Below are 24,495 nucleotides of genomic sequence, written 5' to 3'. Positions count from 1 at the left end.
TAAAGCTCTGCCGACATAAGCACGACGTCTGAACCGAGTGCATGTGTACATAGAAATCCTGTTTTGACAACCCAAAAATGGAGAGGGGAAATTCCGTATGACGCAGTTGAGTAAAAAAGCACTAGAAGGCATTGAGAGCTGGCTGCAAGACCCTTATATTGATGAAGAGACCAAACAGGAGTTGCGCGCATTGGAAGGCAACGAGCAGGAACTGGAGGATCGCTTTTACAAAGAGCTGGAATTTGGTACAGGCGGTCTGCGTGGAGTGATCGGGGCAGGAAGTAACCGGATGAACCGTTACGTCATTGGACGTGCGACTCAAGGGCTGGCTCGCTATATTTTAGAACAGCATGCTGGTAAAGAAGGCAAGCCTTCGGTTGTTATTGCACATGATTCGCGTCACTTTTCGCCAGAGTTTGCTCTGGATGCAGCTTTGGTGCTGGCGGGCAATGGTATCGTGGCTAAGTTGTTCCCTTCCTTGCGTCCAACGCCACAGCTTTCGTTTAGTGTCCGTCATTTGGGAGCCAGTGGAGGGATTGTTGTGACAGCGAGTCACAATCCTCCTGAGTATAATGGATACAAGGTATACAACGATGAAGGGGGTCAGCTTGTTCCAGATCAGGCTGAACAGGTAATTGGTTATATCCGCGAGGTTCCTTCGTTTGCCGACATTCGCAGTCTGACACGTGAGGAAGCAGAGGCACAGGGATTGTTGGTTTGGCTTGGAGAAGAGGAAGATGAAGCGTTTGTAGATACGGTAGCCAGTGTAAGTGTGAACCGTGAGCTGATTGCAGCCGGACCAGGCAAAAACTTCAAAGTTGTGTTTACACCTCTCCATGGCACTGGAAATGTACCGGTTCGCCGTGTGCTGGAGAAAATCGGTTTTAAACAGGTGCATATTGTGCCTGAGCAAGAGTTGCCAGATGCTGAATTTTCGACTGTCAAGTCGCCAAACCCAGAAGAACGTGATGCGTTTAAGCTGGCAATTGCACTGGGTGAGAAAATTGGTGCAGATCTGTTGATCGGAACAGACCCTGATGCTGACCGTATGGGTGCAGTTGTGAAAAACCGTGATGGCGAATATGTGGTATTGTCCGGTAATCAGTCTGGCGCGATCATGGTTTACTACTTGTTGAATCAACTGAAAGAAACAGGCAAGCTTCCGAATAATGGGGCTGTTATCAAAACCATCGTAACCAGTGAAATGGGTGCAGTCATTGCCGAACATTTTGGAGCAACCGTGTTTAACACGCTAACTGGCTTCAAGTATATTGGCGAGAAAATGAACCAATTTGACCAAACTGGCGAGTACACTTACCTGTTTGGCTATGAAGAGAGCTATGGTTATTTGGCAGGGAATTATGCTCGCGATAAGGATGCTGTCTTGGCGGCTATGCTGATCGCTGAAGCTGCTGCTTATTACAGCACACAAGGTAAGACGCTCTATGATGTTTTACAAGAGCTGTACGAGCAGTTTGGCTACTTCCTTGAGAAGCTGGAGTCTCGTACCCTTAAGGGTAAGGATGGAGTGGCACAAATTCAGGGCAAAATGACCGATTGGCGTAGCAACGCGCCTCAAGAGATTGCAGGCGTGAAGGTAGACAAGGTACTGGACTACTCACAAGGTCTGAACGGACTTCCACAGGAAAATGTACTCAAATTCTTACTGGAGGACGGTTCGTGGTTTTGCCTGCGCCCTTCGGGCACAGAGCCGAAAATCAAAGTATACTTTGCGGTACGCGGTTCCTCGCTGGCAGACGCGGAGCAAAGAATCAGCCATTTGGTCGATGCTGTTATGGCTCGCGTAGACGCTTGAGAAAAATCCCTTTATAATAGAATAGGTTAAGGTAATTGGATAAGATATAGTAATCGGTGACCTCTCACGGCAAAGGGCAGTACGCCGTGGAGGTCATTTCTGTATTGCAGAATAACCTGGAAGAGGCTTTGGGAAAATAGGCTTATTCCGGCAACGGAGGATTTTGCAAAATTCAATGAGTGACCTACCAAAAGGCTGAGTATAGCGAGGTGGGCAGCATTGAATTTTGTAAAATCCCGAATATTAAGGAGGTTCTTTGGTGTATCAGAAATGGCAGTATTGGAATACGGCTTCTCGAAAATGGTTATGGATTTTGGTGGCTGTCGGCTTGCTGGCTTCCATTCCGGTCATCGCCGATCGTATGAAGACAGAATCCTCGAGTAAAAAAGTAGAGATTGTATTCGATTATCGGGATTTGACAGAGGCAGCCTCGTATCAGGCTCACCCGCAGGACTATCTGAATGAGCAACTTGACCGCTTACAGCAAGCGGGTGTGAACAGCATGGCGATGTATGAAAGTACGTTGGATGATTTCCGTAAAGCGGGTCGCGTCGTAACCTATACGACTCAGAACATTGCCGATATGGAAAAACGGCTTTCACCTGCAAATGAGAATTTTACGTATATTGTTTTCGCTGATAAAGAAAATGCCGAGGCATTAAAGCCGTTAATTTTACGTACGTTTACAAGCCTGGACATCAATGTAAAACCTTGGACTTATCAGGGACAGGAAGGGTTAGTTGTGGAAACATCTCCAGAGGATGCGTATCTCAAGCCCATGCAGCCTGACCCGATTGCGATGAAGCAGCTTCGGAGCAAAGGATTTTTTATTGTTCCACGGATGAGCGATAGTCTTCCTTACAACCAGGAGTTGACGGAAGAGATACTTGCTTCCTTTCAGCAAAATGGTGTAAAACGCATTTTGTTTGAAGGTGATTCAGTCAAAGGCTTCACCGATAACGAGAAAGAGCATAGCTTAGTGGCATTTGCTAAATTGCTGAACAAATACGATATTGGCCTAGCTGCTATCGAAAACTTAAAAAAACCGCAAGCAGGCTTCAATAAGCTCGCTTACGATATCCACTATAACGTTGTGCGTTTATACTCATTGAGCGATAAAGATTCAACGCTCGATGTTGAAACGTTGGCCGATCGTTTTGCATTGGCCACCAAGGACCGTAATATTCGCATGTTGTATCTGAATACTGCGCCTAGCCGTAGTATTGCTGAAGCCAAGGTGAAGGATTCGGTAGATAACCTAATCCACAGCTTGGACAAGCCGGGTAACGCTGTACAACGGATGGAGAAAAAGGGGTTTGAACTCGGACAGGCTGAACCGTTCCAAGTCGTCGATTCATCCATTCAGCGCTATCTGAAAATGATTGTCGTACTAGGTGCACTGGCATTCTTCTCCATTATGGTGTCCTATTTCGTCCCGGCATTGACTTTGCTGGCATTTGCACTTGGCTTGGTAGGTTCAGCAGGACTTTATGTTTTGAACTCTAGCTTGATGGAGCAAGGCCTGGCCCTACTCGCAGCGATTAGCGGACCTACGGTTGCAATGATCATCGCTGTGCGTACGATTAGAATTAAACGTGAACAGGGTGCTGAACTTTCTGTAGGTCAGCGTTTGATTCAAACGTTTATACTGTACGTGCAGACGGCGATTTTGTCGCTGGCTGCGGTGCCTTTCGTTATTGCGCTGTTGAACAGTATTGCCTACAGCCTTGTGCTGAATCAATTTAGAGGTGTAAGCTTGCTTCACATTCTGCCGATCTTCTTGGCAGCGATATATATTTTCTTTTATCGTGGCGTTTCTATACGGGAGGAAATTTCCAAGCTGCTACGTACGCCGATTACTGTATTGTGGGTTATCGCACTGGCTGTTATCGCAGCCGCAGGTTATTACTATTTGACTCGTACCGGAAATGCGGGTACGGTGTCGAACACGGAGTTGGTCTTCCGGAACTTCCTTGAAAATGCGTTTGGTGTACGTCCGCGCAATAAGGAATTTTTGATGGCTCACCCACTGTTTATTGCAGGGGCATTCCTGGCTTTGAAATATCGCAAAGCAATCTATTTGCTGATTATAGCTGCTATTGGTCAAGCCTCTATGGTGGATACCTTTGCTCACATTCACTCTCCAGCGGCATTGTCGCTTAGTCGCGGGCTGTTAGGATTGGGCTTGGGCCTGGTGCTGGGAATCATCGCAATTGTCGTGTGGCAAGTGCTGGAAGGGTGTTGGAAGAAATGGTCACCACAGCTCAAACGATAATCATCTCGGGTTATTACGGCTTTAACAATAGTGGAGATGAGGCGGTGCTTAAGTCGATTTTGACAGCTTTAGAGGAGGAGAGTCGTCAGGCGGGGATTACAATCAAGCCTGTTGTTCTGTCTTCTGACCCCGCTTGGACACAGAAAATGTACGGAGTAGAAGCTGTACCACGGATGAGTCTGGGGGAAGTTCGTAGAGCGATTAAAAACAGCGATGGGCTAATAAGTGGCGGCGGGAGTTTGCTCCAGGATGCAACAAGCCCTAAAAGTATTCCGTATTATCTGGCGATTCTGAAACTGGCCCAATGGGCTGGAAAACCGACGTTTGTATATGCTCAGGGCATTGGTCCGGTACAACGGAAGATATTTTATCCTATGATCCGTTCTGTGTTTCAGCGCTGTGAATATGTTTCTGTAAGAGATGAGCAGTCTGCCGCACTACTGGGTACTATGAAACTAAAGAACCCGGTTGTCGAAGTTGTTCCTGATCCGGTAATGGGGCTTCCATTGCCCTCGGGTTCCGAGCTGCATAAAGCAGCAACTGAAACGGATAAGGATAAACTTCCGATCGTTGGTGTATCTGTACGTTACTGGGATAAGGAGCGTCGCGATTTAACGGCTATTGCGGACGGCTTGAAAAAATTAGCTGCTGAGCGCCGTGTACACTTACGCTTTTTACCTTTCCATCTGCCTGATGACGAGCAGGCTTCAAGGATGGTAATGGATTTGTTGGGGGATATTAGGGGGACGGGAAGCCTTGTCAGCATGTGCGATCAAGTCACCGATCCTCAACAGATGCTTTTGGAAGTCAGTCGTTGCAGTTTGATGATCGGGATGCGATTACACAGCTTGATCTATGCAGCATCCCACCAGGTGCCTCCGTTGGGGATATCCTACGATCCCAAAATTGATCATTTCCTCAGCCGTGTCGGTAGCCAGCCTGTAGGCACTACAGAGGCACTGGATGGACAAAAGATGGCTAATGAGTCTATGCGGTTGCTGGATCAGCGAAGTCAATGGATCGAGAGCCAGGGAGCGGCCATTGCTTTGTTAAAAAGTGAGGCTCGCTTACCGGCACAGCATATCGTTAATTACTTGTGTCGCAAAGGATGATGGATACAGTGACAGTTGATAAGGTTACGAATGTGCCTACCGTCCCGATTTTCGGTGTTCCGGTATCAAGGCTTAATATGAAAGATACATTAAATGTATTAATTCAAGCAGTGGAGTCTCGCCGGCCCCATCAAGTGATCACTGCCAATCCGATTATGGTAATGGCTGCATTGGAAGATCCAGTGTACATGGACGTGATGAAACAGGCAGAGTTGATTGTTCCAGATGGGACTGGCGTGGTCTGGGCTGCAAACTATGTAGGACATCCTGTACCTGAGCGGGTAGCGGGCTTTGACTTGTTACATGAATTACTTGCAGCTGGAGAAAACTATCATTGGAAGGTTTATTTACTGGGATCAACATCTGAGGTGATTCAAGCGACCGCAAAGCGGGTACATGAGCTTTATCCCCGGATTACGGTTTGTGGCAAGCGTGATGGCTTTTTTGGACCTAAAGAGGATGAAGCGGTGATTGCAGCCATTCGTGAAGCAAATCCCGATTTGTTGTTTGTAGCACGTGGAGCGGACACACAGGAACCCTGGATTGGTAAATATAAGGAACAACTGGGTGTACCGGTGATGATGGGGGTTGGCGGTAGCTTCGATGTTATATCAGGCAGAACCAAACGCGCACCTAAATTGTTCCAAAAGCTACGGGCTGAATGGTTATATAGACTCCTCAAAGAGCCAAGCCGATACAAAAGAATGCTTGCGCTGCCGAAATTCGCCGCGAAAGTGATGCGCGAAAAAGAAAACGTCACAAAAGTGTGATAAATAGCTTGAATCTGCCTTCAAAACCCGCTAATTTGCCAGAATATGAAGCTTGGTATTTATTTTTGATCAGAGTATAATTCAATGCGGTTACATCTGAAAAGGGATTGCTTTAAAATTGGGGGTCGAATGATCAAATGTTATTGATCTATATTATTGGGTTCATCATGGCACTGGGACTTGCGCTGTTACTGACACCGCTCGTCAAGAAATTCGCTGTGAAGGTTGGAGCCGTCGATGTACCGAATGCCCGAAAAGTACATACCCGAATTATGCCGCGTCTTGGCGGACTGGGGATTTTCTTGGCATTTCTGTTGTCCTTATTGGCGGTGTTACCTTTTGTGCCTGACGGAATGCTGTCCTCTCGGGATATTAACTTTATCGCAGCCTTTCTGATTGGCGGCACGCTGATTACACTGATTGGTGCTCTCGATGATCGTTTTGATCTCAATGCAAAATTGAAATTTTTGGCTCAAATTGCCGTTGCGTGTATGGTCGTGTTTGCTTTTGATATTCGTGTAGATTTTGTAAATGTACCTTTTCAGGATGCATACTCATCTTTGGAAAGCTGGATTTCCATTCCGCTTACGATTTTCTGGATCGTAGGTGTAACGAATGCCATCAATTTGATTGACGGTCTGGATGGACTGGCTGCAGGTGTCTCAGGAATTGCGATTGGGACTATCTTTGTGATGTCGGTATTGATGGGCAATTACATGGTAGCTATGCTTTGTCTTGTGCTGCTGGGCAGTATTATCGGATTCTTATTTTTTAACTTTCATCCTGCGAAGATATTCATGGGTGATACAGGGTCATTATTTTTAGGTTTCTGTCTGGCCATGCTATCCATGCTTGGTTTCAAGCAAATTGCTATCGTATCTTTTATTACGCCATTGATTATTATCGGTGTACCTTTGTCAGATACATTCTTCGCTATCATTCGTCGCAAGTTGCAGAAAAAACCGATTTTTTCTCCGGATAAAGGTCATTTGCATCACTGCTTACGCGAACTAGGTTTCAGTCACAGACAGACAGTGTTGATTATCTACGGTATTGCTGCATTTTTCGGTGTATTGGCCGTGATTCAATCGTCTGCTGCGCTTAATGAAGCGAACTGGGTCACCTTTGTCGTGATTTGTATTATGATGTTCTTCCTACAGATTGGTGCAGAGGTTATTGGTCTTGTTGGCAAAACCAAACGCCCAGTTATTAATACACTGATTCGGTTGCTGGCTAAGCCAGATTCACAAACACGTTCGAAATTATAATTTCAATTTAAAAGTAAGCCTTCAAGCTTGGCGGTATACCGCGGGTTTGAAGGCTTTTTTGATGTTTGCTGTAAAAAAACTCCCTCCTTTTTTGAGAATTTACTAATTTTTTGTATGTTTACTACCGATAAAAAAAGTATTGAATGATTACGTACCCCAAGGTGCGACAGAATCAAAGGAGGACAATGATTTGAAACGATTGCTATCCATGTTGCTGACGGTTGGTCTCATCATTGGCTTGGTGCCGGCGGCCCTGGTAGGTACGGCTCATGCTGCGACGGGAACTTATTTTATTTTTCCAAGTGAAAAATATGATGTGGATTCGGCTAGAATGGTAAACACTGACCGAGTTACAGTTAACGGTACGATTAACGGAGTGAACGGAAGTACTATATCTTATAGTGTATTCCAACTCTCTAAAAATGGAACAAACCTTAACGTGGTTAATAAGAACGAGAGTCAAAAAGGCGGAATTACAGTCAGTGGCTCTACGCTTAAAGTTACAGACATTAAACTGTTTCCTGGTTTGAACCGGATTACATTTCAAAGTAGCCAAAATTCGGCTGATATGAAGGACTCCATTTACATTGAGTATCAGGATGGGCCTAAGCTTTATGATCTATCTGCTACGTTGAATGGTGAAACCGAGCAGTTGCTTGAGAATCAGACAGCGGTGCTGACAGACGCACGCAATAGCGGTACGGATGATGTGAAAGTAGTCATTCAAGGTACGGCTCCTAATGCTGACAGTGTAACGCTCACGTCTGCAAAAAGCAGTAATACGTATACAGTTAACTCTTACACTGGCTACAAACTAACGGGTAGTGTTGTACTGAGTCCGGGTAAAAATATAGTGACCATTAAAGTGAATAACGGAACTCAGGCTCTTACAGTTACACGTGAAATTACGATTTATACGGGTAAACCGGAATTTTCTGATTTGACCCTGAATAAGGATGGGAATGTTTCTGCTGATTTGGCCACTTCGCCTGACTTTACCGTATCGTCTACAAGTGGTGTGGTTTTAAAAGGTAATGTTTTGGTGCCAGGCGGTGCAACTGATCCAGGAGTGGCCACAATCAATGCACGTTTTACCGATGTGAGTAACAATGGTAGTGCTGTGGGTAGTGCGACTGGGGTTGATGCCACAATTGATACTGCAAATGTAGTTACTTCAAATGGTTATAAAGTATATCCATTTCAGGTGACTGTACCTTCGGAAGCTGTACTTGATCATTTGACCAGAGCATCCCTGGGCATAACTTATACGGATAGCAGTACACCACCGGCTCCATCGGCTGTCCAATTTACATTGCGCAGCAGCACTCAGCCGTATATTGATGATGTTAACTATCTTCCTGATTTTAATACTCAATTGTTGAATAGAACTAATGGAAGCGGGTCTGATCAGGCAGCTGCCCTAGATGAAGCTATGAAATTAACAGGTAGCTCTATGAAGAACAAGACTACAGATGCTGCATCTGTACCTGTAGGTATGGAGTTTATCGTTGTTAATGGCGCACCTTCTTCAATTAGTGAGCTTTCTGGAGTATCGGTTCATATTGTAGGATCGCCTCAAGATGTGATTCGTACAATCAATGGTAAGTCAACGCAAGTGAAGAAAATTGTTGCTTATGTAGACACTTTGCCTAAAGAAGGACAAAATGTACTGAATTTTTATCTGAATGGTGACTCGACCAAGTTAATTAAAGCAACGGTGAATCTGTTGCAGGGTCCGTTCATGAAATACGATACGATTTATGATGGGCAACAAATTCCGTTGAATACATCCAGCTCAAACTTGAATACCTATAAATTGACTCAACTGGGCTACTTTAAAGGTAAATTGCTTGATGTGAGCAATGCAGCAGATATTCATTACACTGGAAGTAACCGAAATGTATTCCTGTATATTAATAATGTATTGGTTGATTTGGATGGTTCAGGAGCGGACTTCAAACTTGCTGCTTCCTCGGACACAGCCGCAGCCAATGCTTTGGCAAACGGGAATAATGAAATCAAGTTTGTATACAAGCCAGGTATTGAGTACAGCAATACGGTAAAAGTAAACTTTACACAGACGAATATTCCAGTAATTCCTGTTCCCAACACACAAGGAATCATCCCTTTTACACCAGTTAGCGGCTTGAGCAATACGCCGAAATATAGCGAAATTGCTCCGAAATCAAAAGATGCTAATTTCACCAAAGTGGATGATACTAACTACAATACATCTCTGAAAAATATCAATGTATTTGGTACTTTCAGTATTGCTGATTTGGGTAAAGCAGATCAGGTAAATGGTTCGTTAAGTGATATTGCTAATAAAGATCAATATATTTTGGAGATTAAGGGATCGGATGACAGTGAAGTCAACTGGACACTGAGTAACGAGTTTTTCTCAGCAGAAGATGCTAAGACAACATACAATTCCGGTTCTACTACAGATAAATTTACAAATAAAGATTTAAAAGACCTGCTTGTGTACTACCATCCAGACAAAAAGTATTTCAGCTTTGTGTTGAAAAACCAAACTATTTCGCAAGATGGAACACCGGTAGCTTATAACATTACCTTGTACAATAGCGGCAAGAGCGGACCATTTGCTACTTTCCGACTGCAAGTATCCGGTCAATCCACATCTTTTGATATTTTGCGTCCGCTCCCTGAAAAGAGAATCGTGAATCAAAACTTTGTGCAAGTTGTTGTAAATGCAGGTAATGCAGATAGTGTTACGGTAGGTAAAGAAATAGCAGTTCAAGAGGGTTTCGACTCTGATTATGATGGCACCATTGATTATCCATCAACTTACAAAGCCATCGTTACAGGTCTAAAAGCCAACAAAGATAATAAAATTGATGTAGTGGTTACTGTAGGCAAGGAAAAACTGAAACAGACCATTACTGTTAAATATGTGCCTACTAATATCCCTGGCGAGCAGTACATGGAAGCGATGAAAACATCGCACAAAGTGTTCGATGGTAATCTTACACTTGCTTTTGCAAAGGGAACGAGTCTGATTCGTCGGGACTACGATCAACCGCAACAGTTCAAAAACCAGGTATTCTCTGGTCACAATTTGTACTTTGCAATAGCAAATAGCGAAGATGGTGTGGTTGACCGTCATGAATTTGAAACTGAAAAAGCATTGTCCGATATGCAGAGCTTGATTGCAGATGGAAGTAGATACTTCAACAGAGATTTTCCGGCCCGCTTTAATATGTCGAGTCCGGTATTCTGGATTGATCCAGGTACAGCAGATGACATTAAAACGGATGATTACGATCCAGTAACTTATGGTGCTGATCCTTATCAATTGGCTAACAAGTCGCAAAATGACAGTAGTAAGATCAAAAACTTCTACTGGCGCGACCCATCTAACGAGTTAGTACCATCCAAGCGTGCTACATTGACGCTGACGTATGATAGCAGTATTGCTCAGGATGCAGGGAAACAAATGACAGTGTTCTATTTCGATTCTGATCTTAAAGATTGGCAGAACATTGGTGGTGTGGTGGATCCGAAAAAACATACCATTAAGGTACCGTTTGATCGTTTTGGCTACTATGTAGTTGCTAAGGTTGGAGAAACGTATAGTGATGTCATTAAGCACAAATACGCTAGAGATTACATCGAAGCTATATTGGCCAAAGGTGTCATGAACCCAATGGATCCAATTAATAGCTTTGGACCTGACAGCTACATTAAAAGAGGCGAATTCACGTCTATGATTGTCAAAGGTCTGCAAATTCCGCTTAATTTCAGTGGAGCGAAGCATTTCGACGACGTGTCTATTCCAAATACGATATCAGCAGATGCTCTATACGATTATCGTTATATTGAAACAGCTGCGCGTGCCGGTATTGTCAAAGGTTCACAACCAAGAATCTTTATGCCGGAAGATGTAATCACGCGTCAAGATGCAGCAGTCATTATTGCCAAGGCATTGAATTTGAAGCTGGAAACAGATCATGACAAGATCATGAAGAACCTGTCTAAGACCTTTAAAGATGCGGACAAGATTGATTACTATGCGCAAGCATCTATATTGGCTATCGCCAAGAAAGGCTTTATCACAGGGTCACCTGTGGATGCAAGTGATCTGAAAAAAGGATATATGTTTAATCCTACTTCCTTGACCTTGCGCGGAGATGCAGCAATTATTGTGGCTAAAGTTATGGCTGATAAAAAGCTGCTTCCTAAAATCTAATCAACAAAACACCTGAAATTATTAAACATCCCTCCATGCGAAATGGAAATTCCCTTTCATATACATGAGAGGGATGTTTTTTATAAATCAGCTATTTGACTGGAATTAAGCGCCTATGCCATAATATCAATGAGGTAAAAACTGTGGATTAGCCTTACAACGTTTTTTATTTTGGATTTGGCTTAAACGTCTGTAATTAATTGCTTTTTTTTAAGCTTTTATCTCAAAATGTGTTTATTATTTTTTTATATGTTTTTTTTACACATTTATCTGAAACTTTACGCCTATTTCATCGTAGTAGAGGATGTGTGTGTTTTAATATTACATAGAGAAGTGAGTGGGGAGTGATGAGATGTCTCAGTTTTCAATACGCCGTCCTGTAACAGTATTTATGTTAATTATTGCTTTGCTAATCGGGGGCGGTATTTTTGCGTTAAGACTTCCTGTAGAGCAAATGCCGGATATGAAGCTGCCATTCGCTGCAGTGGTGACTAGTATTCCAAATGCAACGCCTACAGAAGTTGAGGAATTGGTTACTAAACCTATTGAGAAAAGTCTGGCTTCTATTGAGAACGTGGATAAAATCATGTCCGAGTCTTCAGAAGGAACATCTATGGTCATGATTCAATTTAACTGGGGAGTAGATATCAATCAAGCAACCCTTGACATGCGAGATAAAGTTGATGGGGTTAAAGGGTCTCTTCCCAAGGCGGCTAATTCGCCGCGTGTCCTTAAGGTGGATCTCAACGCAACGCCGGTTATTACGCTCTCTCTTACAGGAGACCAGGATATTAACAAGTTGAAGCCTATTGCTGAAGATATTATTGAGCCGCGGCTTGAAAGAATTGCGGGAGTAGCTGCAGCCAACATGTCAGGTGGGCAAGCTCGGCTTGTGAAGATTACTGTAGACCAAGCCAAGCTTCAAAGCTATGGCATTACGCTAGATCAAATTAACCAGGCGCTATCGTCTAATAACGTAGCTGGTTCTGCTGGTTCGGTCTATCGAGGCACTACAGAAATTCAACTTCGGGTTCAAGGTGAGTATAAAGCTGTTTCAGAAATGGGTGAAACGCCAATTCCAGTAGGGAAGGGAAGCATTAAGCTAAAGGACATCGCGACAGTTGAAGATTCCTTGGATGATGTTACAACCATTTCTACCTATAACGGAAAGCCGAGTATCAATATTTCTGTTACTAAAGCCACAGGGGGGAATACCCTTTCCATCGCCAATTCTGTGAAGGAAAGTTTAGATTCAATACGGAAGGAATTGCCTCCGGGAACTCAATTGGAGATGGTAACAGATGCATCCAAACCCATTAGCGACTCCGTACACTCATTAGTAGAGCATGCTATATTGGGACTTATTATCGCAGCTATTGTGTTGCTGTTATTTTTGAATAGTATACGTTCTACCATTATTGCTACTATCGTTATTCCAATTTCCTTCGTAGCTACGTTTATGATGATGTATTTCACCGGACAAACCATTAATATTATTTCACTGAGCGGTTTGCTTCTGGGGTTAGGATCCTTTGTCGATTTTGCGGTTGTTATTATTGAGAATATTTTTAGACAGCGACATGAAGGGAAAAGCATGCTACAAGGGGCTATTGATGGCTCCAAGCAGGTGGGTAATGCCGTTATGGCATCTGCACTTGCGCAGATCGTAGTATTTTTACCAGTTGTTTTTGTTGATGGAATTGCGGGAGTTCTATTTAAACCGTTGGCGTTAACCGTTATTTTCTCTCACATTGCAGCCTTGCTTGTATCCCTTATGATTGTGCCGATGCTGGGATCACGTTGGCTACCTACCGTGCCAGATGAATCCATTTATTCTTCAGGTACTTATAAGGGTGTTAACCCTATTGTGTGGTTTAATATTGGCTTCGAGAAATTTAAGGGTGGGTATCGCCGTATACTGAAGTGGGGAATTAACCATAGAAAATCTGTGTTAATTATTACTTTATTAATGTTTGTGGCAGGCGGGGCTCTAGTTCCATTCGTTAAGGCTGAATTTATCCCAGCATCCGATACTGGGGAATTCACAATTAACGTGAAACTTCCTAATGGAACGGTCTTGGAAGAAACGGAAAAGGTTGTTCAAGATATAGAAAAAGAAATTTTGAAAGTTCCGGATCTAGATAAAATGACAGTGACTGTTGGTTCTGGTGGCAATTCTGGTTATTCAGGGGCAGCTCCAACCAACTCAGCAGATCTAAGTGTAACACTGAAGGATGGACATCAGGCAACAGATGTTATAGTTGATGGCCTTCGTAAAAAATTTGATAGCATTCCGGATGCAGAGATTACAATGGCGTCTACAACAGGCCTTTCAAGCGGAGCGGCTGTTAATATTAACTTAAAAGGTGACGATATTGACGTCCTGAGAGAACTCTCGGACAATCTCGTTGCGGACGTGAAAAAGATACCAGGTACCGTTAATGTGAAAAGTAGCTTGAGTGCGGTTCGTGAAGAATATGAGATTACTGTTAATCGGGAGCTTGCGAGTCGATATGGCTTATCAGCGACTCAAATCTTATCTGCAGTGAATACGTCTTTTAATGGGTCAGTCGCCACAAGCTATCGTACAGGTGAAGATCAGATTGATGTGAAGATATCGTTGCCAGATCAAAACCGCCATGATTTGTCAAATCTACAAGCCTTGCGGATTACCACTTCACAAGGTATTGATGTACCTTTGTCTTCCGTAGTAAGTATTGATAAACGGTCTGTACCCGATACTGTTACTCGTGATGACCAAACGCGTCAAGTGCAGATTACAGCTGATATTGACGGAACAGGGGATATTCTTACTATTAATCAAAAAATAGATGCTCTTTTGAAGACTACTCACTTCCCAGAGGGCTACAGTGCAGATACGGGTGGCGGCCAAAATGAACAGATGATGGAGTCTTTCATGAACTTAGCGATAGCTATTTTGCTATCTGTCGTGCTCATTTATATGGTTATGGCAGGACAGTTCGAATCGTTGCTCACACCGTTTGTTATTATGTTTTCCGTTCCACCTACGGTAATTGGTGTGCTTATCGGTTTAGCTGTAACCGGGGCCAGTCTCAGTGTTTCAGCTTTGACGGGTTACATCATGCTCGTCGGTTTGGTCGTCAACAATGCCATTGTTATGATTGACTTTATAATTCAGCTCCGAAAAGACGGCCAAGATCGGGATGAAGCTATTATTCATGGAGCGTCTGAGCGGTTGCGTCCGATTTTGATGACCACGCTGGCTACTGTACTAGCTTTGCTCCCAATGGCATTCGCTACAGGAGAGGGTAACGAAACACAAGCACCGATGGCAGTTGTTGTTGTATTCGGGTTATCCTTCGCAGCTGTTATTACATTGATTCTTATTCCGGTAGTCTACGTTATCATGGATAATATGATACAAAAACGTAAGAATCGGAAATTAAAAAGACAAGCGAAGAGAGAATTAAAAAAAGAAGCGAAACTACAAAAAAGTGTTCATATATAAGGTGAGGTGGAGAAACATAATGAATAAAAAAAGTGCTCTGATTGCTACAACTTTGCTTTTATCAGTTGCATTAGCGGGTTGCGGTGGGGGGGAGGCCCCTGCCGCATCGACTACGGCTCAACAAGCCACTCCGGTCCAAGTGGCAAAAGTCACCAAGGGCAGCATTAACGATTCAACAGGTATCATTGGTAGCTTTGCTCCTAAAGAGACGGCTCAGGTGTCTCCGAAAATTAGTGGCAAAATTCAAAGCATTAACCTTACAGTGGGGCAAAAAGTAAATAAGGGCGACACATTGTTTACTATAGACCAAAAGGACTTGCGGGACTCGATTAAGCAATCCCAGGAGTCGTACCAGGTTGCCCTGGCCAATTTGAAGCAGGCAGAGTCAGGTGCAGCGCAATCGGTGCAGCAGGCAGAATCCAGCGTGGATCAAGCCAAAAGTGCGCTTGTCCAGCAAGACAACACGATCACTCAAGCTCAGACCAGTCTGGTAGATGCTCAGAGTTCCGTGCGTGATGCTCAAAATACGCTCAATCGCAACCAACAGCTGTTTAGTGCGGGTGCTCTTTCTCAATCCGAGTTAGAGCAGTCTCAAATAGCGCATAGAAGGGCTGTAACTGCGGTGGAGAATGCACAGATCACACTTCATAATGCACAAACGTCTAAAGAAAGTGCGCAAACAACATATAATAATGCTCAAAAATCATTACGTCTTGCACAACAGAAAACGGGCATTGACGTAGCTCGTGCTTCTGTCAATCAGGCTAAGTCCAGTTTAGACACAGCTCGTAGTCAATTGGTGGATACTGTAGTCAAAGCTCCAATTTCCGGCACGATATCGGTAGTAACAGGAACCCAGGGGCAAATGGTTAGTGCACAATCTGCGGTTGCTACAATAGCGAATACCAATCCTATTATTGCCAAAGTTAACGTTTCTGAATCTGAGCTTCTTAAGTTGCAGGTGGGTTCATCTGTGACTGTAGGTGTGGACTCGTTAAATAAGCGAATTGAGGCCAGAGTATCGGCCGTCAATCCGGTAATGGATAATGATCTCAAGGCATATCCTGTCGAGATTTCGGTTCCTAATGGTTCTGGTGAATTAAAATCAGGGATGGTTGTAACTGTATACATGAAATCAGAAGCTCCTAAAAACATTTTGGTATCGCAGGATGCCATTACGGAGCAGGCAGGGAAGAAGTATGCTTATGTAGTGGAGGGAACTGTTGCTAAGCGGGTAGAAGTGCAGACAGGCCAGGAAAGTGCCAAACAGGTTGAGGTAACCAAGGGGCTTGCTGAAGGACAAAATGTTGTCGTTAAGGGCGTTAGTCTGCTTACGGATGGCGCGAAGATTAATGTAGTGAAGTAATTTGTCTCGGTTATATATACCGTAAATCACTGTTTCTCCGTCATTCCTACTACTTAAAGTGTATTAGAGTATTAGATTTCAAGAGAATCTATAAACTTTATGTGCTTTATATATTCTATGGATAATTCTTAACGAATATACTCCATTAAAGACCGACTTAAATGTACGAAAATAACCCTTGTACATTTAAGGTTGAGAAGGTAAAAGTTGTAGGATGACGGAGGAACAGGTTCAATAGTATAATTATGACTGTGGAAAGCGGAATACATAATCAAAAAAAAATAAAATTTTTTTTGAAACGTACGCAACTTTTTGAACCCATGCTACGTCTAATTGGGTGAGTATGAAACAAAGGGGTACAAAAGCGTAAAGACAAAATTCGCTAAAAAAAATCTTTACTGCATTGTTATCACATTGTATAATACTGGAGTACGTCATAAATGGACGCTTTCTTTCAACTAGATTCCAAGCTTCTGTGATATTGTCACAGATATCATTTTATAAGGGTTCTCATAAAGCTCGGAAAGGAGGTGTAACGACTGATGAGTGACAAGATCCGACAAAAAGACAAAAATAATATTTCTGGTTATATTCAAGGAGGAGAAAAAAAGGTTATGACAAAGTTTAACAAAAAAATGATCAACGTGCTGGCAACAGCAACATTGGTTGCTGGTGTTGCAGCTCCAATCGCAGCATTGACTGCACCAACTGCAATCCATGCGGCTTCTAGCTTCAATGTAATTAGTACTCCTAGTATCAACTCAAACCAACAAGATAATGCTGTTTTGGGTAGATCGAAAATAAGTATTAGCCAAGCTTCTATTGCTGACGGTGCTTCTTTCACTATTACTTTGCCTAAAGGCTTTGAATTTGGTAAATCTGGAGATCTTCAGGTTGGCCGTGCTACTTCCGCTACTGACGCTACTTATGGTTTGGGTATATATCTTGATCCACAAGATAACTCACTCGATAAGAATGTCGCAGCTACTGGCTATAATGAAGCTACTGCACTGAAAGTTGAAAAATTGACTAACAACTCTGCAAAAGTAACACTGGGCTTTGATAACTCCAAAGATAGCGCTGATGTATATCTGAACTTTGCTAACATCAATGTAAGTGGACCTAGCAATGGACCTGTAAAAGCTACAATTGATGCTTCTTCCCTGAGTGGTATTACTAGCGGTGAAGTTACAATTGCAAACGTAGTATCTTCCGGTCAAGTATCTTTGTCTGCTTTGGATACCGTTTCTAACACAGACAATTTCACTGCAACGTTGAAAGTGAAAGAACAAACAGCTGGTGCTTTGGCTAACAATAATAACATCAAACTGAAATTGCCTAGCGGTTTTAAATGGAACGCTCCAAAAGATGCTAGCATTCTCTTTGGTGATATCGCATCTGGTGATGTAGTTTCTAATGTCGATGGTGACACTCTGACTGTGTCTTTGAAAAAAGAAAGTAGTAAAGAAACAACATTTAACCTGCCTTTGAGCTTCTACGTTGACGATGAAACTAACGCTAAAGAAGGTGATGTTACTGTTAGTATCTCCGGTAACACAACTACTGACGTTAGCTCCCTTGTAGTTGGTAACTATGGTCAAATCGGTGGCGGTGTTTCCGTAGCTTCTCCAACAACAATTCTTGCTGGTCATGACGAGCAAAAAATTGGTGATATCGTAATTAAAGAAAAAGTTGCTGGTTCTTTTGTTAACAACCGCACTGTAACATTGCGTTTGCCTGAAGGTGCTCGTTGGCAGTCTACTTTCGAAAGTAACTCTCCAGGTAGCAACTTTTCCGGATCTTTCGAAAACACTAACGGTTTGGGTGGAGCAGAGGTATCTTACACAGATTCCGACAAACGTACTTTGAGATTGACTTTCAAGAACGTTAATAGCTCTAAAGATCCAGGTACTTTGAAACTGAAAAATGTTGAAGTTGCCACACAACCAGGTTTCTCCGGCGATCTGAACGTTGATGTTGCTGGTAGCCAAGGTCTGAGCGGTACTGTTAAGGTTGCGACTGTGAAACAAGCAGTTACTCTGGCTGCTGCTTCCAAACCAACCCTGACAATCGGTCTGGGCGATCAACAAGTTGGCGATATCACAATCACTGAAGCTGCTAAAGAAGCTTTCGTTAAGAAAGACGGTAGCCGTGAAGTAATCTTGGAATTGCCAACAGGCGTACGTTTTGCTTCTACTCCAGAAGTAAAAGTTACAGCTGGTGACGTTAAAGTGAAGAGCGTATCTACTGATACTTACGGAGAAAGCAACAAAGGCCGTCTGAGCTTCTACATCGACAGCGAAAGTGCTACTCCAAGTACAATCACAATCTCGGCTCCTAAGTTGACTGTTGACCGTACTGTAGCTCAAGGTGACATCGTTGCTAAGCTGAAAGGTAGCGCAGTTTCTTACACTGCATACAAAGGCGCAACTGACAACACTCAAAACTGGAAAGACAACAACACTGCAGCTGCTGAAGTAGCAATCGCAACTGTTGGAACTCCAGCTCCAGGTGCTACTAAAACTAAAGCTGTCTTCACACTGGGAAGCACTTCCTACACTGTGAACGGCGAAAGTAAAACTTCTGATGTAGCTGCTTATGCTGAAAACGGACGCACTTACTTGCCAGTACGTTATGCAGCTGAAGCTTTGGGTGTATCCCCACAAAACATCCTGTTTGACAAAGCAACTTCCACAGTTACCCTGATTAAAGGTGACCGCGTTGCTCAAATCAAACTGAACACAAACCTGTTGACTATTAACGGTTCTGTGGTTCGTATGGACGTTAAAGCTGTAACTAACAAAAACCGTACTGTACTGCCTATCTTCTGGGTGAGCAGAGCGCTGGATGCATCCATCAACTATGATGCAACTGCTAAAACAGTAACTGTTGAAAACAACAACTAATTTAAGAGCAACTCTTTTGAGTTAACTGAATTAGATGAGAAGAGGGTTCCTTTTGGAGCCCTTTTCTTTTATTAGTCTTATTGACAAAGGAGAGAAATTATGAAACGTTTTGGAGTGGCAGTACTGTCCACATTGGTTCTTTCTTCTGCGTTCGCCAGTCTTGCAGGAGCTCAACCAGGTGATATAAAGGTTATTATTAACGGTGTAACTCAGCAATATACCCAGTCCCCGGTTGTTAGTCAAAATACAACCTTAGTGCCTCTCCGTGGTGTTTTTGAAAGCTTGGGTGCGAAAGTCGATTGGGACAGCAAAGCTAAAAAAGTGACAGCATCTAAAAATGACGATACGTTAACTTTAAATGTTGGTTCTAAACTTGCTTATAAAAATAGTAATCCTGTACAGCTCGATGCAGCAACTCAAATTCAAAAGGGTCAAGTACTTGTTCCTTTACGTTTTGTGAGCCAATCATTAGGCGCCAAAGTAAATTGGGATCAGGCTACACGAACAGTGACCATTTCCAATCAAGCTAATGGTAATACTACTACTGTTGATCAAACCAATAGTTTATCCAGTAAGCCTCTCACAGCTCCTGTGACCAAAGTTACTTATGATACCTATTATAATGATTCTTTGACTTATGATGATGCAGTTAAACTGGCCATAGCTGATAGTACTTCAGTTAAAACAGCAGCAACGAATATCGATCAGGCTGGGAAAATAATGAAAGAAGCTGGCAAGGATATTAACTTTGTTCCAGCAGAAGCAGGTGATGAAGCACAAGACAAAGCTTTTAAAGGTTATGCCCAAACGAACCTTAATTATGAGGCTGCTAAAAAGAACTTGGATATGACCAAAGAAGGCATTGAGTACAATGTGAAGGATCTTTACAATAAGCTTCTTCAAAAACAGAATGCCGTTAAACTGGCTGCATTGAATATTGAAGATGCTGAGCGCAAGCTGAAAGTTGCACAAATTAAAAGAGATAATCAAATGTCGAGTGATTATGAGGTTACGCAAGCAACTAATCAGTTGACTCAAAATCAAGCTGCTTTAGAGAAGGCAAAAAAAGATCTAGATAGTGCATATGTATCTTTGAACCAAGTGATTGGTTACAAACCAGAGCAACGTTATGAATTAAAGGATAAACCTGTATATTCTGAGTTTAAAGATAATGTGGAAACTAAAGTAAGCCAAGTACTTACCAGCAGCACGGCTATTTGGCTGAGTGAGCAAAAAGTGGATTTGGCTGAATTGAGCTTGAAGCTTTACAATTTTAGTACGCCAGGTAACACACCTTACGAAGCCGAACAGCTTAATGTTGAGAAAGCTCAGTATGCAACAGAGGGTACAAAAAGACAACTCGAAGAAGCAGTAAGAACAATCTACAACAACATCAAAGCATTGGAAAGCCAATATTCACAGATTCAAGCTGGCTTGGTGAGTGCTAGAAGTGCGGCTGATATGGCTAAGAAGCAATTTGATGTTGGGTTGGCTACAGAGCTTCAGGTTTATGAAGCTAATTTGAAAGTCACTACTGCTGAGCAACAGGCCGAAGATATAGTTACAAATATTGATACTTTGAAGTTGGCTTTTGATAAGCCTTGGGCTATGCAGGGTTCTTCTGGAGCTAGCGCACAATAATTAAAACTTAACTATACTTGCTATAACCTGCTGTAGGAGGACTTCATGAAATCACGCTATAAAGTATCATTGGCTGCTGTTTTACTTGGAGGAGGAATTGTTGCTGGTTCCTTAATGAACAATTCAGTTAATGGTGCCTCCAGTTCTGGACAACCTGGTACAGCTGATGATCCAGTCGTAACCAAAAGCTATGTTGACCAAAAAATTGCTCAGGCAATTAAAGGTGGAGTACCAGCAAGTAATACGAGTAGTAAAACGACTAGTTCGAATGCTCCAGCAACAAACACTACTTCTAACACAACGGCGTCAGGGACCTCTGGTGCAGGAAAAACTTCCACACCAGAGCAGACAGAGGCTTTAAAGGTAGTTGATGTAAAGCCTGGCCAAAAACTGATTGCCAAAGCAGGCTCGGAATTTATTTTACGTAATGGTTATGCTGTTGTGTATAGTATGGATGCCAGTGGTGCTATTGATATTACTTCTGGAACGGAAATTGTCCATAATCAGGCTGTCGAAAAAAATCATTTATTATCCTTTCCTAGAGAAGGAAGAGGTATTCAAGTAAAAGAAGGTCAGAAGTTTGGTCTGGTCGTTATGGTACGAGGCGGTTATACTGTTCAGTAAACTGTTTTTGTATATAAGCTGCTTTCGGTGGCTCTTTTTCTTAAATACTGCTTGGGATAGTAAATTGTTCTTGGCTAAATTGAACCTAATCGCTACACACTAACCCCATGAAAGACAATATGTTTAGTGGAGGGTGTATACGATGGCGTCAAGAGGTCAAAGACGATTAATTCCCGAAAGCCGTGCCAGGTTAGATGATTTGAAGTATGAGATCGCTGCTGAGTTTGGGCTACCAGTTTATAATCCTCAATATACTCATATACATCCCAATGCTGACAGTGAATTTGCTGCAGAATTGGGGGAGTTTTCGGGGGGCCAAAATGTAGCATGGCGTGATTTGACTTCAAGACAGAACGGTTCAGTTGGTGGTGAAATTACTAAGCGACTGATACAATCTGCTGAACGTAGCTTATCTGAATTTGGTACATTGTAAATAGCAATAATTTTCTAAGTTTTTGATTATATAGTAGCGTATAGACTAGGGTTATTTACATGTGAATCGAAAATGATTTGCATGTAAACTTACCTCAATTTCGAATGTTGTAATTGGGCTGCACGAATTGACACCTTGTTTTAAATAGGATATCATGGCATTTGAGGCTTGTACGCAACCTTTTCCTACCGGAAAAGGTTCATTTTTTATTAATAAGGTAACAAGATATCTTCCGCCATTTGTTAGCTTGAAGTTATCTGAATAATGCCATTGCCATGTCAGGATTTTTTAATAAATCCTCATGTATTTTAATTGTGGGAGGTTGAAATTCATGTCTGTAAAAGGCCGCCATTTGTTCACGTCCGAGTCTGTAACAGAAGGCCATCCGGATAAAATCTGTGATCAGATATCCGATGCTGTATTGGACGCCTTTCTGGCTAATGACCCTAATGCACGGGTAGCATGTGAAGTATCGGTAGCTACTGGTCTCGTTCTCGTCATTGGTGAAATCAGCTCCAAATCGGAATACGTGGATATTCCATCCATTGTACGTAATACGATTAAAGAAATTGGCTATACACGTGCGAAATACGGTTTCGACTATAATACTTGCGCTGTATTGACTTCTTTGAATGAACAGTCGCCGGACATTGCTCAAGGGGTTAATGCTGCCTTGGAAAGCCGTGATCCTGCTGAAGTAGATAAAGAAACGGAAAACATTGGGGCTGGGGATCAAGGATTGATGTTTGGTTTTGCTACGAACGAGACACCTGAGTTGATGCCTTTGCCTATCGCTATGTCTCACCGTATTGCACGACGTTTGTCTGAAGTACGTAAGGATGGAACACTGAATTATCTTCGTCCAGACGGGAAAACTCAAGTAACGGTAGAGTATGAAAATGGTAAACCTGTTCGTATTGATGCTATTGTGGTTTCTACGCAGCATGCGGAAGATACTACTTTGGAGCAAATTCAAGCAGATATCAAAGAAAAGGTTATTTTGCCAGTTGTTCCTGCCGAATTACTGGATGAGCAAACCAAATATTACATTAATCCAACAGGACGCTTTGTTATCGGTGGCCCTCAAGGAGATGCAGGTCTGACAGGCCGTAAAATTATTGTGGACACGTATGGTGGTTATGCGCGTCACGGCGGGGGAGCATTCTCCGGTAAAGATCCGACCAAGGTGGACCGTTCCGCTGCTTACGCTGCTCGTTATGTAGCGAAAAACCTCGTGGCAGCTGGATTGGCAGACAAAGTGGAAATTCAGCTTGCTTATGCCATTGGTGTAGCTACGCCTGTTTCGATTAACGTCGATACATACGGTACGGGTAAAGTAAGCGATGAGAAGCTAGTTGAATTGATCCGAAATAACTTTGATCTGCGCCCAACAGGCATCATTCGCATGTTGGATCTGCGTCGTCCAATTTATAAGCAAACTGCTGCCTACGGTCACTTTGGCCGTACAGATTTGGATGTACCATGGGAGAGCGTAGATAAAGCTGAAATTCTAAAAGAACAAGCGGGGCTGTAATTCCTCGTATATTATCAAAATAAAAGCAATAACCCAAAAAGACTGTTTCATGCTTTGCATGAAACAGTCTTTTTTTGATGTGTTTCGCTGTTAAGTATGAATTTGCACCGAAGTACCGAATACTGAGTGACTACTCGGATATCGGTGCATGATCCAATAAATTTTTAAGTAAACGACAAACCTTTTGCAGTTCCTTGTACTGCTCCAAATACGCAAAAAGGGCTTTCAGGAGGCCTTTTTGAGGGTTCGATTTCAGAGCCTCTTCCTTTAAATGAGCGTAGATTTGCTGACACTCCTGTTTCTCCTCTGAACTCCACGAAGACAGCAGTATACTGTCTTCCAAGGAGTGGAGAAGGCTGTTAATTTGGCGGCCTTGGTCAAAGGGATTACTTAGAGCACTTTCAGGTAACCAGCCTTGCTTGCTCCAGAACAAATGTGGAGCTGAATCAGCATTGTTCAGGCTGGTTGCCAAGGAACTGGATAAGAAGATAATAAACTGTGTTAGATGTTCAATCGTTTCATCATTCATCCGATCGGCAAAGAAGCGAATATATTCAAACACAATGCTTTTAAGTACAAAGGTCATATCCCATGCATGATCTTCAATGCTCGGTCCAAAAATATCAATCAGGCAGTCGCGAACCCATCTGTACAATTTGTATTCATGATTCTCGAATGCGTAATTGAGTTGTTCATTCTGAAAAATAAGCATGGAAGGCTCAGGAAGATCCATCATGAGATACACTTTGTTTTCAACGAGATTTTTCAAGTAAAGTACAATAAAACCGTGCAGTTTATCGTGCTTAGAAAGATTAGGTTTGCTGTAGAGAGCCCGGATGTCTTGTTCAATGTTATTTTCCAGAATGATACACATTTCTAGAGGGAGTTCTTCTTTTCCTTGAAAATATTTATAGAAGGATGCTTTCGCCATCCCACTTTCTTTGGCTATTTCTTCAACAGATGTTGAATAATAGCCTTTTCTGGAGAACAGCCGAATGGCCGCCTGTAAAATATCATTTTTTTTACTTTCCATACATACTTCCCCCTAGG

The 24,495-nt window shown here is 42.7% G+C and carries 14 protein-coding genes; 13 read left to right on the top strand and 1 reads right to left on the bottom strand.

Annotation, left to right across the window (positions count from 1 at the left end):
- Positions 1-97: 97 nt before the first annotated feature.
- The 13 genes from MHI21_RS23260 (at position 98) to metK (ending at position 23,445) form a co-directional block, all read left to right on the top strand.
- Complete coding sequence (locus MHI21_RS23260) at positions 98-1,816, top strand: phospho-sugar mutase (RefSeq protein WP_341162915.1); 1,719 nt, start codon at positions 98-100, stop codon at positions 1,814-1,816.
- Positions 1,817-2,075: 259 nt separating this feature from the next.
- On the top strand, positions 2,076-4,091 hold the full coding sequence (locus MHI21_RS23255; protein WP_342418983.1) for a DUF5693 family protein: 2,016 nt from the start codon (positions 2,076-2,078) through the stop codon (positions 4,089-4,091).
- Positions 4,067-5,203 carry a polysaccharide pyruvyl transferase CsaB gene (gene csaB / locus MHI21_RS23250; protein ID WP_165177725.1) on the top strand — a complete coding sequence of 379 codons (1,137 nt, stop codon included), beginning with the start codon at positions 4,067-4,069 and terminating at the stop codon, positions 5,201-5,203. The genes MHI21_RS23255 and csaB overlap by 25 nt, the downstream gene beginning before the upstream one ends.
- Before the next feature lie 8 nt (positions 5,204-5,211).
- Positions 5,212-5,973 carry a WecB/TagA/CpsF family glycosyltransferase gene (locus MHI21_RS23245; protein ID WP_165177723.1) on the top strand — a complete coding sequence of 254 codons (762 nt, stop codon included), beginning with the start codon at positions 5,212-5,214 and terminating at the stop codon, positions 5,971-5,973.
- Between the two features lie 137 nt (positions 5,974-6,110).
- Complete coding sequence (locus tag MHI21_RS23240) at positions 6,111-7,241, top strand: MraY family glycosyltransferase (RefSeq protein WP_013312307.1); 1,131 nt, start codon at positions 6,111-6,113, stop codon at positions 7,239-7,241.
- A 190-nt stretch (positions 7,242-7,431) separates the two neighbouring features.
- Positions 7,432-11,451: an S-layer homology domain-containing protein gene (locus MHI21_RS23235; protein ID WP_342418982.1), complete on the top strand. Its 4,020-nt coding sequence runs from the start codon at positions 7,432-7,434 to the stop codon at positions 11,449-11,451.
- Positions 11,452-11,803: 352 nt separating this feature from the next.
- Positions 11,804-14,941 (top strand): efflux RND transporter permease subunit, encoded by a 3,138-nt coding sequence (locus tag MHI21_RS23230; protein WP_341162918.1) that lies wholly within the window; start codon positions 11,804-11,806, stop codon positions 14,939-14,941.
- A gap of 19 nt (positions 14,942-14,960) precedes the next feature.
- The gene (locus MHI21_RS23225; RefSeq protein ID WP_342418981.1) at positions 14,961-16,307 is read left to right on the top strand and encodes an efflux RND transporter periplasmic adaptor subunit; all 1,347 of its coding nucleotides are present in this window, start codon (positions 14,961-14,963) and stop codon (positions 16,305-16,307) included.
- A gap of 542 nt (positions 16,308-16,849) precedes the next feature.
- On the top strand, positions 16,850-19,213 hold the full coding sequence (locus MHI21_RS23220; protein WP_328801055.1) for a copper amine oxidase N-terminal domain-containing protein: 2,364 nt from the start codon (positions 16,850-16,852) through the stop codon (positions 19,211-19,213).
- A gap of 99 nt (positions 19,214-19,312) precedes the next feature.
- Entirely contained in the window at positions 19,313-20,854 is a 1,542-nt protein-coding gene (locus tag MHI21_RS23215; RefSeq protein ID WP_341162921.1) for a stalk domain-containing protein, read from the top strand.
- A gap of 45 nt (positions 20,855-20,899) precedes the next feature.
- On the top strand, positions 20,900-21,478 hold the full coding sequence (locus MHI21_RS23210; RefSeq protein ID WP_342418980.1) for a hypothetical protein: 579 nt from the start codon (positions 20,900-20,902) through the stop codon (positions 21,476-21,478).
- A 142-nt stretch (positions 21,479-21,620) separates the two neighbouring features.
- The gene (locus MHI21_RS23205; RefSeq protein ID WP_341162923.1) at positions 21,621-21,911 is read left to right on the top strand and encodes an alpha/beta-type small acid-soluble spore protein; all 291 of its coding nucleotides are present in this window, start codon (positions 21,621-21,623) and stop codon (positions 21,909-21,911) included.
- A gap of 331 nt (positions 21,912-22,242) precedes the next feature.
- A complete protein-coding gene (gene metK, locus MHI21_RS23200) occupies positions 22,243-23,445 on the top strand; it encodes a methionine adenosyltransferase (RefSeq protein ID WP_013312298.1) in 1,203 nt (400 codons plus the stop codon).
- Between the two features lie 130 nt (positions 23,446-23,575).
- On the opposite strand, the gene MHI21_RS23195 is transcribed toward metK, so the two are convergent.
- Positions 23,576-24,478 carry a TetR/AcrR family transcriptional regulator gene (locus tag MHI21_RS23195; RefSeq protein ID WP_254326130.1) on the bottom strand — a complete coding sequence of 301 codons (903 nt, stop codon included), beginning with the start codon at positions 24,476-24,478 and terminating at the stop codon, positions 23,576-23,578.
- Positions 24,479-24,495 lie beyond the last annotated feature (17 nt).

It is taken from the genome of Paenibacillus sp. FSL H8-0168 (genome assembly GCF_038592955.1).
GTDB classification, from domain to species: Bacteria; Bacillota; Bacilli; order Paenibacillales; family Paenibacillaceae; genus Paenibacillus; species Paenibacillus polymyxa_B.
Note: the sequence above shows the minus strand (reverse complement) of the source record. Positions and strands in the feature narration are given on the sequence as shown.